Annotated in this window: 7 protein-coding genes, 1 pseudogene and 2 CRISPR repeat arrays; of the genes and pseudogenes, 7 read left to right on the forward strand and 1 reads right to left on the reverse strand. The window is 69.5% G+C overall.

The window, feature by feature from the left end:
* The first annotated feature begins 218 nt into the window (after positions 1 to 218).
* Positions 219 to 638 (forward strand): hypothetical protein, encoded by a 420-nt coding sequence (locus ACGFYP_RS34045; RefSeq protein WP_393501891.1) that lies wholly within the window; start codon positions 219 to 221, stop codon positions 636 to 638.
* A 13-nt stretch (positions 639 to 651) separates the two neighbouring features.
* On the opposite strand, the gene ACGFYP_RS34050 is transcribed toward ACGFYP_RS34045, so the two are convergent.
* Complete coding sequence (locus tag ACGFYP_RS34050; RefSeq protein ID WP_393501893.1) at positions 652 to 1527, reverse strand: IS5 family transposase; 876 nt, start codon at positions 1525 to 1527, stop codon at positions 652 to 654.
* 614 nt (positions 1528 to 2141) lie between these two features.
* Here ACGFYP_RS34050 and ACGFYP_RS34055 point away from each other — a divergent pair.
* The 6 genes and pseudogenes from ACGFYP_RS34055 to ACGFYP_RS34080 all read left to right on the forward strand — a co-directional run bounded on the left by ACGFYP_RS34055 (position 2142) and on the right by ACGFYP_RS34080 (position 13033).
* Complete coding sequence (locus tag ACGFYP_RS34055; protein ID WP_393501895.1) at positions 2142 to 2315, forward strand: hypothetical protein; 174 nt, start codon at positions 2142 to 2144, stop codon at positions 2313 to 2315.
* A 707-nt stretch (positions 2316 to 3022) separates the two neighbouring features.
* A CRISPR array of direct repeats spans positions 3023 to 5579; the repeat unit is 29 nt; unit sequence CTGCTCCCCGCTCGCGCGGGGATGGTCCC.
* A gap of 78 nt (positions 5580 to 5657) precedes the next feature.
* Positions 5658 to 6848: direct repeats of the CRISPR family, unit length 29 nt; unit sequence CTGCTCCCCGCTCGCGCGGGGATGGTCCC.
* Between the two features lie 117 nt (positions 6849 to 6965).
* Positions 6966 to 7145, forward strand: a pseudogene (locus ACGFYP_RS34060) (hypothetical protein); the annotation flags it as partial.
* A 2350-nt stretch (positions 7146 to 9495) separates the two neighbouring features.
* On the forward strand, positions 9496 to 9663 hold the full coding sequence (locus ACGFYP_RS34065; RefSeq protein ID WP_393501897.1) for a hypothetical protein: 168 nt from the start codon (positions 9496 to 9498) through the stop codon (positions 9661 to 9663).
* Between the two features lie 1448 nt (positions 9664 to 11111).
* Positions 11112 to 11270: a hypothetical protein gene (locus ACGFYP_RS34070; protein ID WP_393501899.1), complete on the forward strand. Its 159-nt coding sequence runs from the start codon at positions 11112 to 11114 to the stop codon at positions 11268 to 11270.
* Between the two features lie 23 nt (positions 11271 to 11293).
* A complete protein-coding gene (locus tag ACGFYP_RS34075) occupies positions 11294 to 11668 on the forward strand; it encodes a hypothetical protein (protein WP_393501901.1) in 375 nt (124 codons plus the stop codon).
* A gap of 456 nt (positions 11669 to 12124) precedes the next feature.
* Entirely contained in the window at positions 12125 to 13033 is a 909-nt protein-coding gene (locus ACGFYP_RS34080) for a hypothetical protein (protein WP_393501903.1), read from the forward strand.
* Positions 13034 to 13314: the final 281 nt, after the last annotated feature.

Consider the following 13314-nt stretch of genomic DNA (forward strand, 5'->3'; position numbering starts at 1 on the left):
CTACTGCGCAGACAGCCGCCCATGACCAGCGTGAGCACCCTGAGCACCGGTCACACCAGCCCTTTGACCTGCGACTTCAAGTTGGCGGAGGCCCAGTGAAGTACAGGTCCAATGCTTCGTCAGCGATGCCCACGGCATCTCACGAGACGACGAACACGCGCACCTGGACCGCTGCTAGGCCGTGTATCGGAAGTGAATCTTGTGCATAGGGTGGCGGCATGTCACTGGGTCACATAGTCCTTTCGTCCGGTCGCTCGATCCGGCTCACCGAGCTTCGGATGTCTTCGACCTACGGGGGGATGCTGGAGGGCTACCCGTGCAAGCGCATTAACGACCGGAAGGTCAGTTGGCTTCAGAGGCAGGCCGAACACGCGTTTTCCTCCACGCCGGTCCATCTCGTTCCGCCCTCCCGCGAGTACCCGGACGAGCCCGCCGGCGCCTTCGGTCCCGTTGAGGTGCTGCCTTCCGTGTTTTGCGTCGGTGTCTTCGACTCCGCGGCGCTCGACCCGACAATGGACGGTTCCTCCCTCGTCGTCGCCTGGTTCCAGCCCGTCCCGGAGGTACCGGCGGGTGAGGACGCTGACCTTGCGCTTCGCGGCATTCGTTGGGAGGAGCTGGCCCAGGACTACGAGCTGTAGCGACGTGTGCTGGTCACAGCCACTCGTTGATGGCCGCGACGACGACAGTGGCCTCATAGCGGACCGCGAGCTTGTCGTAGCGGGTGGCCACAGCCCGGTGGCGCTTGAGGCGGCTGATCCCGCACTCGACCGCGTGACGCTCGCGGTAATCGACCGCGTCGAAACGTGGCGGCCGACCGCCATGGGAGCCGAGTCTTTGGCGATTGCGCGCCTGGTCGGCCTTGTCCGGGATGGTGCAGCGGATCCCGCGGCGGCGCAGGTAGGCGCGATTCTTGCGGGACGCGTACGCCTTGTCCGCCCTCACCCGGTTGGGGCGGACGCGTGGCCGGCCCGGCCCGATGCGGGGCACGCGGATCTTCTCCAGCACGGGCTCGAACTGTGGTGAGTCCCCGCGCTGTCCTGCCGTGATCACGATCGACAGGGGCTTCTGGCCCTGCTCGACGGCCAGGTGCAGCTTGGTGGTGAACCCGCCGCGCGAGCGTCCCAGCCCGTGATCTCCGGGCTCGGTGAACACACCGCCCGGCGGTTCCTTCTGCAGGTCACCCTGCTTGCGGGCCCCGGCCGCATGCTGATGGGCACGGCACACCGTGGAGTCGATGCTCAGATCCCACCTGATCGCACCCTTCGCGTCGGCCAGGGACTGGAGCCGGGTGAGGACCCTATGCCAGGTGCCGTCCCGCTGCCACCGGCGAAACAGGTCGTAGACCCGGCCCCAAGGGCCGTACTCGACGGGCACATCCCGCCATGGGACACCGGTCCGGACCCTGAACCGTATGCCGTCGATCAGGCGCCGTCGGGACCAGACGGGCGGCCGTCCTGCCTTCGTCCCTTTCGGCAACAACGGCTCCAGCGTTGCCCACTGCTCGTCCGTGAGATCACCCCGACCCATGAACCGTGATCATCCGCGCCTCAAGATCGGCTTTCGATACACGGCCTAGAGAGCCAGACGCCTCCGCGATAGGTACGCCGGCGATTTCCACGCGCAGCTGCGTGACCGACTGGCTGCTGTGATTCGCCAGTCGCAGTTCCGCGACCTGCTCCCCTCGGCGAGCGAAGACGGCCGCCATCCGACCCCCGCCTGGATGTAGGAAGCCTGAACTAGAACGGACGCCCGCTTCGCTTCCGCCTGACGCGCTGATTGTTCCGCCTCGGCCTGCTTCGTGGAGGCCGCCCGGGCCATCTGATGCCGGTGCGCCAGATCGCTGACGGCGAGCGCGCCTACGGCGACTGCAACTCCTATGACCGCGCTGATAACGATCACCCGCACATTCTTCCGCCCCGAACATTCGAATGTCGTTCGGTTTGGTGAAGTCGCTGGCGCTGCAGGACCAGAGCGAATGAACCATCCGACTACGGCGTGGCCAGCCACGCAGCGGGCCGATGACGTTTGCCGTTCGGTGGGATGCGGCGGACCGTTGCCTCGGTGAACCTCTTCACTCCCACGGCTGAGCTGTCCGCGAAACCGCTGTTCACCGACCGGCGTTGGCCGATACCCACGTATTCGTGATCAAACAGTGGATGCCGCCACTGCCGGATGCACATTGCCGTTACGTCGGTGAGTGGACCGCGACCAAGCTCCGCTGGGGTCTGACCGCCGACCAGGCCGAGGCCGACGCCATCAAGGTCTACGCCGACACCTGCGAAACCACCGTGGTCCACTACACGCCCGCCCCGTAGCCCGCACCTGCGACCGCGGCCCGTATCCGGAGGCGAGCCCGGGTCGTTGTTGAGGTCGGAGCGGACCGCACCGCTCATGAAGGGGCTCGCCCGCCGTCAACCGGGTCAGACCCGGCAGGCCCCGCCCGCGCTTCGTGCCGGCGGGGCCTCTGCTGTGTCGGCAACGGCCGGTTGCGCCCAGCGGTGGGCCGTTGTGCGGCCCCGGTGCTGGGCGCCGCACGCTCGGGCCGGAACTCAACCGAGGAGCTACTCCAGCTCGTCGAGGAATTGGAGCACGAGGCCGCATGCCGTCTGGCCAGGGCCGGAACATGTCGCTTCCGACGCGGCCCAGTTCGCGGCTCGGGGCGTCCTCCTCCGCGACGTTCCTCTCGGACGCCGCCTTCGGCAGTCTCACGCAGCCGGACACGCGCGAGGAAGGCGCCTCGTGGGTGCGCAGCAACCTCACCTGCTCGCAGGCCTTTTCCTGTCGGGCTTTGCCAAGCGGCCCGGCTTCGTGTGCGATCTGCGAGGGACGGTGCTGCGGGGCTTTCTGGTGGGTGTTGAGGTACGCCGGTCGGTCGAGTGGGAAGTGGATTGTGCCAAGCGGTGGGGGATCTGTTGCGCGTTCTGTTCTTCGTGTCTGTTGGAGGGAGTGTCTGGTTTGCCGGTTTCGGTGAAAGTAGTTTAAGGCAGGGGTGCTTGTGCGGTAGAAGTGCAGGTCATTGAGTCTGCTCCCCGCTCGCGCGGGGATGGTCCCAGGTCTCGCGCTGCGGGCGGGGTGACCGCGTTCTGCTCCCCGCTCGCGCGGGGATGGTCCCTCCAGCTCGTCCAGTCGGTCCAGGCCTCGGCTCTGCTCCCCGCTCGCGCGGGGATGGTCCCCCCACGCAAGAGCAGCGGCGCGGCCCCGTCGACTGCTCCCCGCTCGCGCGGGGATGGTCCCGTCCGCTACTGCCGTGAGTGTCATCGAGTCAGCTGCTCCCCGCTCGCGCGGGGATGGTCCCCTCCTGCACTACACCGCCCCTGGCGTGGACGACTGCTCCCCGCTCGCGCGGGGATGGTCCCCACCACCTGTACGTCCACGGCGACGCCCCGGACTGCTCCCCGCTCGCGCGGGGATGGTCCCACACTGCGGGAGCTGGTCGAGTCTCACGGTGGCTGCTCCCCGCTCGCGCGGGGATGGTCCCCAGGGCCCGCCCCCTGGGCGGGGGCTCGCGGGCTGCTCCCCGCTCGCGCGGGGATGGTCCCTCGACCCCGCCAGAGGGCCTGAGCGCCTCTGTCTGCTCCCCGCTCGCGCGGGGATGGTCCCTTGGCGATCTGGCGGGTGCGCTCGGCGTCGATCTGCTCCCCGCTCGCGCGGGGATGGTCCCGTCAGCCGCTGCTCGGGAGTTAGGTCCGCGATGCTGCTCCCCGCTCGCGCGGGGATGGTCCCTGCCGCTGTGGCACGAGGGCTGGGAGGCGGAGCTGCTCCCCGCTCGCGCGGGGATGGTCCCGAGCAGTGTCACCAGCCTGACGAGCGGCGGAACTGCTCCCCGCTCGCGCGGGGATGGTCCCGACCGGCTCGTGCACTTCCTCCGGGTCGCGGACTGCTCCCCGCTCGCGCGGGGATGGTCCCACCCTCCGAACCCACGAGCACACCCGGGACAACTGCTCCCCGCTCGCGCGGGGATGGTCCCCCCGCCGACCTCCAGCCCGGCGATCTCGTGTTCTGCTCCCCGCTCGCGCGGGGATGGTCCCCCTCGCCGTCGAGCAGCTCCTCGGGGACCTCTCTGCTCCCCGCTCGCGCGGGGATGGTCCCTACGTCGTCTTCCTCCACGTCCTTTTCGCGATCTGCTCCCCGCTCGCGCGGGGATGGTCCCCTCACCGAGGGCCGGATCCTGGAGAAGGAACTCTGCTCCCCGCTCGCGCGGGGATGGTCCCGTCACTGCCGGCCAGCGTCTTCGCCAGTGCCGCTGCTCCCCGCTCGCGCGGGGATGGTCCCAGTGACGGCCGCCGCGGCGGCGATGGTTACGGCTGCTCCCCGCTCGCGCGGGGATGGTCCCCTCATCATCCACTCGGCGCACGAGTTCAAGACCTGCTCCCCGCTCGCGCGGGGATGGTCCCGCCATCGCGGCTCACCCCAAGGGAGCCAAGGCCTGCTCCCCGCTCGCGCGGGGATGGTCCCCCGCGGAGCGCCGACTGGTACGCCGGCGCCGACTGCTCCCCGCTCGCGCGGGGATGGTCCCCCGGCCTGGATGCCCTTGACGGCCGCCAGGAGCTGCTCCCCGCTCGCGCGGGGATGGTCCCGCCAGCCGGTGACCCGCAGCGGAGAGACGCCCCTGCTCCCCGCTCGCGCGGGGATGGTCCCATGAGGCGGTGGTGCTCCTCGTCGTGCTGGAGCTGCTCCCCGCTCGCGCGGGGATGGTCCCCGGTCGAAGATCTTGTCGTAGACCTCGAGTCGCTGCTCCCCGCTCGCGCGGGGATGGTCCCGTCGCGACGAGCCGGTGGGTGTGCTCGGCGGCCTGCTCCCCGCTCGCGCGGGGATGGTCCCGGCGAGACCCTGCCCATCGACTCCCCGTTCTGCTGCTCCCCGCTCGCGCGGGGATGGTCCCGCCTCCGGGTCGGTAGTCGCGCACGCCGGGATCTGCTCCCCGCTCGCGCGGGGATGGTCCCGCGGAGGAACCCGACGTATCGGTCGGGTGAGTCTGCTCCCCGCTCGCGCGGGGATGGTCCCCACCTGACCATCGGCCTCGACCACAAGGGCTACTGCTCCCCGCTCGCGCGGGGATGGTCCCAAGCGCTCCCAGGCCCTGCCCGTCCTCCACGACTGCTCCCCGCTCGCGCGGGGATGGTCCCACCAGGAAGGCGCCGAGCAGCCGCAACGTCCACTTGCGTCCGAGCACTGCTCCCCGCTCGCGCGGGGATGGTCCCTCCCTCCTCGTACCGGCGATGCGGACTCCCGACTGCTCCCCGCTCGCGCGGGGATGGTCCCGACGTTGCATCTGCCCAGAGGATCGCGGCATCCTGCTCCCCGCTCGCGCGGGGATGGTCCCAACACCGGCGCCCCGCTCACCACCGTTCTGGTCTGCTCCCCGCTCGCGCGGGGATGGTCCCATCGACATCGACATCGACATCGGCCGCGGCACGCAGGACTTCACCTGCTCCCCGCTCGCGCGGGGATGGTCCCCCCGTGCACGCCGAGACCAAGCCGCAGCTGCCCTGCTCCCCGCTCGCGCGGGGATGGTCCCCTGTGCGGATGGTCCTCTGTCTCAGAGCCCCCCTGCTCCCCGCTCGCGCGGGGAGCGTCCCCAGCCCGCTCTGGCACGCGTGCTGGACGGACTCTGCTCCCCGCCCCAGGCCCCTGCGCTCGTTACCGACGGGTGTTGTCTGCTCCCCGCTCGCGCGGGGATGGTCCCCCGGTACCCCGGTGCGGGGGGCTTCGACGGCGACTGCTCCCCGCTCGCGCGGGGATGGTCCCCCGGTACCCCGGTGCGGGGGGCTTCGACGGCGACTGCTCCCCGCTCGCGCGGGGATGGTCCCCACAGGTTCGTGTCCGCGTCTGCGCACGCTGCCTGCTCCCCGCTTGCGCGGGGATGATCCCTCCCGGTACCTGTTCGGGGAGTCGTGGGCGGTCTGCTCCCCGCTTGCGCGGGGATGATCCCCCGTACTCAGCCGGCGAGACGTGGCCCCTGACCTGCTCCCTGCTCGCGCAGGGATGGTCCCGCGGGAGCCGGCCGCCAGAGGGCACAGGACGGCTGTTCCCCGCTTGCGCGGGGATGGTCCCGCGTTCGCCGACGGCCGCATGCAGGCGGCGATCTGCTCCCTGCTCGCGCGGGGATGGCCCCAAGGTGGACTGCTCCACCGGATACGCGGTCGACTGCTCCCCGCTGGCGCGGGGATGATCCCGACCTCGACCGTCTGGCAGCCCCAGGAGTCGGCTGCTCCGCGCTTCCGCGGGGATGATCCCGAGGTGGACGGCGGAGTCGAACTCCAGCCGCACTGCTCCCCGCTTGCGCGGGGATGATCCCCGGGACCGCGCCGAGAAGCGCGCCGCCAGGAACTGCTCCCCGCTCGCGCAGGGATGGTCCCGGTGGCGGGCTCGACCGGGATCCCGAGGCGGCCTGCTCCGGGCTCGTGTGGGGATGATCCGGCTCCAGGACCTCGGTGGGGATCGCATCGCCCTGTTCCCCGTTCGCGTGGGGATGGTCCCGCCGTCAGGCCGCCTACGACCTGATCATGAGCCTGCTCCCCGCTCGCGTGGGGATGGTCCCAGCTCTACTACCTCCAGGTGGGTGGCTCGAAGCTGCTCCCCGCTCGCGTGGGGATGGTCCCGTGTCGAAGATGAAGGCGTAGCGGAGATCGTTCTGCTCCCCGCTAGCGTGGGGATGGTCCCCAGTTCCAGCTCACGAACGTGGGCAACGAGCGCTGCTCCCCGCTCGCGCGGGGATGGCCCCTCATCGCCTCCGAGGCGGCCGACGGACGCGCGCTGTTCCCTGCTCACGTGGGGATGGTCCCTGGGACACCCGCGACGTCGCCCACTTCCGCTACTGCTCCCTGCGCTCGCGTGGGGATGGTCCCCCGCTCTCCTCCGGGGCTTGGTGACTGCTCCCTGCTTGCGTGGGCCGGGTATGCGTTCACCGAGGAGGGCGACCTGGACGACGAGTTTGGCCGTCGCCTCGCGCAGGTGCAGCGCCCGTGATCGACGCCACACACATCGTCCTGGACGAGACCGCGATGGCGGCCGTTGGCTGCGGGAACGTTCTCGCCTCCCGGCTGATCCATCGTGCTCACGCCGAAGTCGACTGGTACCTGTATGCGCCTGCCTGCGCGCTCGCCGTGGCCGATCGGAGTGGCTGCCGTCCTCGTGCGGCAGAACTGCAGGTCATCGAGTCTGCTCCCCGCTAGCGTGGGGATGGTCCGACGGCCTGTTCGACGAGGAACCGGTCCCAGCTCTGCTCCCCGCTAGCGTGGGGATGGTCCCCTGATGGGCAGGATCTTCGGAGGCCTACGCCCCTGCTCCCCGTTCGTGTGGGGATGGTCCCAACCTGCAAATCTTCGGGGACCTCAACATCCACTGTTCCCCGCTCGCGCGGGGATGGTCCCGCCGCCCGCCAGGCCGCCGGACAACCCGCCGCCTGCTCCCCGCTCGTGCAGGGGGATGGTCCCCACCACGTGCTCTCGGTCCGTTCCTCCTGGGCCTGCTCCCCGCTCGAGTGGGATGGTCCCTTGGAATTCGGAGACCGCAACGACGACGTCAACTGCTCCCCGCTCGCGTGGGGATGTTCCGCACCACCGCCCCCGGCTGGACTCCGGCCGGGGCTGTTCCCCGCTCGCAGGGATGGTCCCATGGTGCCCGGCCCCATAGCCAAGGCCCTCGGCTGCTCCCCGCTCGCGCGGGGGATTGGCACCCGGCGTTTGATGTCCTCCGACGCGTCCGGCCCCTGTTCCCTGCTTGCGCGGGGATGGTCCCCCACTGCGGCATGATCGAGCCCATTCCGGGCGCTGCTCCCCGCACCCGTCGGGATGGTTCCTGGTTCAGGATCCACGTGGTCGTGCCCGAGGCCTGCTTCCCGCTCGCGTGGGGATGGCCCCTCCACAAGGACGGCGCCGGCAGCGTCCAGTTTCTGTTCCCCGCTTGCGCCGGGATGGTCCCGTCCACGGTCGGCGAACACGAGTCCCGAGGCACTGCTCCCTGCTCGCGTGGGGGTGGTCCCTACACCGACGAGCCGTCGTTCCCGGAGATCTATTGTTCCCTGCTCGCGCAGGGATGGTCCCTGGTCCATCATGTCGCCGAGGTACTTCGCCGACTGCTCCCCGTTCGCGTGGGGATGGCTCCGCGCCCTCCTTGTGCTCGTACGGCACCCGGGCCTGCTCCCCGCTCGCGCGGGGATGGCCCTTCGCGTACCTGCAAGGAGGGTTGGCCAACCCGCTGCTCCCCGCTTGCGTGGGGATGGTCCCGGCAAGATCAGCGTGCTCATCGGCTCCACGGACTGCTCCTCGCTCGCGTGGGGATGGTCCCGCCTCCAAGCGCACCAACCGGCGCGACGGCGGCTGCTTCCGGCTTGCGCGGAGATGGTCTCCTGTTCGCCGCGTGGCTCGGGCTGCGCGCCTACTGCTCCCCGCTCGCGTAGGGATGGTCCCGACTACACCAAGTCGACGGAGGAGAAGGTGGCCTGCTCCCCGCTTGCGTGGGGATGGTCCCTACTTCATCCTGCATCCGAGCCAGTCTGACGACCTGCTCCTCGCTTGCGCGGGGGATGGTCCCATCGCCATGAACGCGATCACGGCGCCCTTCACCTGCTCCCCGCTAGCGCAGGGATGGTCCCACCACCCACAGGGCGTCGAGGGCGCCGACGACCTGCTCCCCACTTGCGTGGGGATGGTCCCCACCACACGCCGTGGCGGCTGGCCTCCCGCAACTGCTTCCCCATTCGCGTGGGGATGGTCCCCGCGAGCGGGACGTCGTGCTCCAGCTGATGGCTCTGCTCCCCGCTTGCGCGGGGATAGTCCCCCACGCGGGCGGCCGGCGGAAGGTGCAGCAAGCTGTTTCCCGTTCGCGTGGGGATGGTCCCTGCCCCACCGGGTTCAGTCTCCAGCCGTACACCTGCTCCCCGCTTGCGCGGGGATGATCCCTGCCGTCACTCCTTGGGCGCGTACCTGCCCGGCTGCTCCCCGCTTGCGCGGGGATGGTCCCACGAGCTCCTTCCCGGTGCGCACGGTGCCGATCTGCTCTCTGCTCGCGCGGGGATGGCCCCGTGACCTGGGCCTTCTTCACCTCCGCCTTCTTCTGTTCCCCGCTTGCGCGGGGATGGTCCCGCCTTCCGCACGGTGATGTCGCTGACCCCGTGCTGCTCCCAGTTCGCGCGGGGATGGTCCCAAGGCCGGGGAGGTAAGCGGGTCCACGGGCGTCTGCTCCTCGCTCGCGCGGGGATGGTCCCACGCGGCGGATCAGCGCGGCGGCCGGGGTCATCTGCTCCCCGTTAGCGTGGGGATGGTCCCACGGTCGAGGCCATGCGGACAGCGGTCGCCCTCTGCTCCCCGCTAGCGCGGGATGGTCCCTGCCGGGGAACACAGGGGATGAGGGGCCGCGGCTGCTTCCCGCTCGCGTGGGGATGGTCCCTCGACGAACCGGGCCAGCGCCCGCTCGACGGGCCTGCTTCCCGCTCGCGCGGGGATGGTCCCATCGTGAGCCTGGCGTCCGGGTCCGGGTCGGTCTGCTCCCCGCTTGCTCGGGGATGGTCCTCCGCTGTCCTTCACGATCACCGACACCGACGGCTGCTGCCCGCTCGCGTGGGGATGGTCCCTGCTGCGGGGCGACGAGGAACCCGCCCTCGGGCTGCTCCCCGTTCGCGCGGGGATGGTCCAACGCTCGACGGCGCGGGACGGCTCGTAGGACACTGCTCTCTGCTCGCGCGGGGATGGTCCCTGGGCCACGGTCTTGGTGCCGCCGCCGGCCTGCTCCCCGCTCGCGCGGGGATGATCCCATCTCGTACGGCTCGGTCTCGGCCGGGGCCGCCTGCTCCCCGCTTGCGCGGGGATGATCCCAAGGCCGGCCAGGCCATGGCTTACATCTACTGCTGCTCCCCGCTCGCGCAGGGATGGTCCCCCTGTCCATCGGCGGCGCGCTCCAGCGCGACACTGCTCCCAGCTCGCGCAGGGATGGTTCCGCCGAGCGCGTCGACCTGCGAGGCAAGCCCGCCTGCTCCTCGCTCGCGTGGGGATGGTCCCACCCGGTGCTCGCCGGGGAGGACCGGGGCCGGCTGCTCCTCGCTTGCGCGGGGATGATCCCGCCGTGCCCACCGTCACCTACGCCATCGACCGCTGCTCCCCGCTTGCGCGGGGATGGTCCCTTCGTGGGTGCCACGTAGGTGCCGTAGGTGACCTGCTCCCCGCTCGCGCAGGGATGGTCCCGAACTCGCCGTGCGCGTCCGCGGCGCAATGTCCTGCTCCCTGCTCGCGCAGGGATGGTCCCAGCTGTCGGTGTTTCGTACGGCCGGATACGAGGGGGTCAGTATCGCCCGCTACATCCTCCGAAGGGTTCAACATTCGCATCCTCTATGCGGATTCCCGATTCTGTATTTCTGATTCCAGGGTGCCGACATGATGAGTACTGAGGAGATCTTCTGGCTCACGGTGTCCGCGCTGATGACGCGTACGGGCGAGGGGCAGGGCGACTTGGCCGCCGGGCTCGGCCAGTCCCAGGCGCAGGTCTCGCGCAAACAGGCCGCCAGGAGCCAGGTCGCTGGAGGATGTCGACCTGTTCACCGTGCATTGCCAACTGCACGTGCTCGACCTGCTGGCCGGCCTCACGCACGCGGTGGGCGTCCTGCACGGCGCGGTACCCAGCTCCGCCCCGGCGCGCAGACGCTCGCCGCACCGCCCCCGCCACGAGCCCCAATCGCCCTGGCTGCCACAGTGTCCGAGGCCGAGCCGGACCCGGCCTCGCCGGTCACCCAAGCGCCGAGGCAGGACCCACCGATCCCCGCGCCCATGGTCGTGGCGCGGCCGTGTGTGTGGGGAGTCGGCCCGGGATGCCGTCGACGGCTACCCTCAGCACCTCGGCCCCGCCGACTGCCCGGCCGTCGCCGACGACGTCCGCCAGGCCGCGGCCGCCGCGCCGTCCGCGACCGACGACGCCCCGTCAGCGGCGGTCCCGGCGCCCGAGCCCGTCGTGGAGCCCGAAGCGACTGCGCCGGTCACGCAGGCCGCGCCACCGGCTCCGGTCGCTACCGCACCGGCTGCTCGCGCGGCGCCGCATGAGGCGCCCGCCATTTCCGAGGAGTCCGTGCCCGCCGAGCCGGCGGGGCCAGCCGCGAGTGCTCCCCCCCCGTGAAGCCGTCCGTGCCGCCCGCTCCGCCCGCCGGGGTTGCAGCTCCGGCCAACTCCCGCACGTCCGCTGCGGGTTACGCCTCCGCCTCGCTCGTGGAGCAGATCGCCGATCGCCTGCACGAGGTCCTGGCCGACGTCTCCGGTGACGTGGAGGCGCGCAGGCCGAGCTGATCAAGTCGGCGATCCCCGACATCATGACCATCTTCAAGGCCTCGCGGGTTGGTGGCCGGTACGAGCGCTCCGAATTCCCGCCGACCGCCGACATTCTCCAGAAGAAGTCACAGAAAGGCGCCGACGAGATTTGGGAGGGCCGTCCGAAGTGGCGTTACCCCTCGCTTTTCGCGGCGGCGAAGAAGGGTGAGCGTATCGAGGTGGCCGCGCTCGATATGAACGCGGTTTACTGCTCGGCGCTGAGGGGCTGGCTGCCGATCGGCCAGCTTCGTGAGGACACCAGCGGCACACACGACCGAAGAAGTCCGGCGTCCATCTCATCACCCCGCCCGCCTGGGAACACGCGGACCTGCCCAACCCGTTGGGGCACCGGATCGAGCCCGGCGAGCTGTAGGTGACCGAGTCGACCCTCCGCCTCCTCCTCGACTGCGCGCGCCAGGGCCTGGCCGCCGCGCCCACGATCCACCGCTCCCTCGTCTCGGGCGCATCGGAAGCCCTGCTGGAAAATCTCCGCCGCGCCCTGGCGGAAGCCCGGAAAACTGCCCTGGCCAATATCGACGAACTGACGGTGGCTTATGTCAAGGCCATGCATCCTGAGTTCGTGTCAACTGTTGGCGAGTCCAGCGCGAACCGGGAAATTCGCCGCCCCGACTGGATGCACATCATTCGCGCGAAGGCTTTCGCGTATCTGTGGATGAAGGCCCACAAGGCGCACCGGTTCAGACTTCAGATCGTGGAGATTTCCGGCACTGGCGAACTCCACGTCGCGGGGGAGTGGCGCACGGTTTTCCCGGAGGGCCGTGACCTGAATCAGGTCAAGGAAAGGACACCTACATTCTCGGGGGTAAGCGCTGATGGCCGGGTCGTCCGAACTGTGGAGCCGTTGGGGCGAATTCGGCAAATACAACGCCCGGGGCATGAAAGGCGGGGAAGCCCTCATCCTGGAGCTGAACCGCATCGTCTACTCGTCTGGGATCGTCTCGCCCGTCACCTCCGACCGTGGACTTTCGGCCCGGCTGCGCTACCTCGACAGTGCAGCTGGCCGTGACGCCCTGAAGGACCAGGGTGTCACCCCTCGGACGATCAAGTCGTGGATGCGGGGCAAGTCCAAGCCCTCCAAGGCGAACCTGGAACGCGTCGACAACGCGTACTGGGAACGCCGCCGGGCCAACCTGATCCGTTCCGGATGGCTCAAGCGCCACCTGGACAATGACGGCCGGGGCCGCCGGATGGAGATCTACCCCGTCGACCAGGCCCAGGTGGACGAGAAGCGCCGGCGCCCGGACCTCTCCGAGCGCTCGATCACGGTCCGGTACATCTGGGCGGACCATGTCCGCTCGCTCCGCACCTTGGCGCCTGGTTCGCTATTCCGCCGGATTCGGCACCAACTCCTGAAAATTTCCTTTCGCCAGGGCTTCGACGGTCCTGAAGATCTCGGCCCTTGTTACCGATCGGACGACGAGCAAGTTAGGAACGGCAAAATGCGCGCGATCAGAATCCAGCTCATCATCGAGTTCTTGAACCAGGCGAGCCCGGTCGTAGACCGTAAGTTCGAAGGATCTATTCCCTGCACTTACGACCACTCCCACCAGATAGCCTTTGGCCTCGGTCTCAGCCTCATAGCCATCGAGATAATCGGGAAATCTGACGTGGTACGTCACCAAGTTCATCCGCCCCCACCGCACTTGCACCGAATTTTCGATAGCTCCTCGGCGTACCTCGCAGGGGTTAGATTTGCCCCCGGTGCAGGTACGATTTCATAATGTCTCAAATCTTTGCCCCGTTGAATGACTCGAAGCGTGCCAGGCATAGATGCCGGATCAATTCCATGTGACTCGAAACCGCGGCTCGTGATACTTCCAGGATTATCGAACAAGGAAACGCCGTGCGTTTCCCTAACGAATCCTGTTGCGGGGTCCACCTTGTAGTCGTTCGGTCTCGGCACAAAACTCGGCCCGCCGCCCTTGGTGCCGCGATAATACTCCGCTGGCCCGCGGTTGGAATTGTGTACGAGGACGGGTGTCTTGCCCGCCAGCACATATTG

The organism is Streptomyces sp. NPDC048370, assembly GCF_043200825.1.
Taxonomy (GTDB): domain Bacteria; phylum Actinomycetota; class Actinomycetes; order Streptomycetales; family Streptomycetaceae; genus Streptomyces.

Bases quoted from the DNA above. Each gene is read 5' to 3' on its own strand.
- ACGFYP_RS34045 (WP_393501891.1), top strand. From the start codon at position 219: ATGTCACTGGGTCACATAGTCCTTTCGTCCGGTCGCTCGATCCGGCTC.
- ACGFYP_RS34050 (WP_393501893.1), bottom strand. From the start codon at position 1,527: ATGGGTCGGGGTGATCTCACGGACGAGCAGTGGGCAACGCTGGAGCCG.
- ACGFYP_RS34075 (WP_393501901.1), top strand. From the start codon at position 11,294: ATGACCATCTTCAAGGCCTCGCGGGTTGGTGGCCGGTACGAGCGCTCC.
- ACGFYP_RS34080 (WP_393501903.1), top strand. From the start codon at position 12,125: ATGGCCGGGTCGTCCGAACTGTGGAGCCGTTGGGGCGAATTCGGCAAA.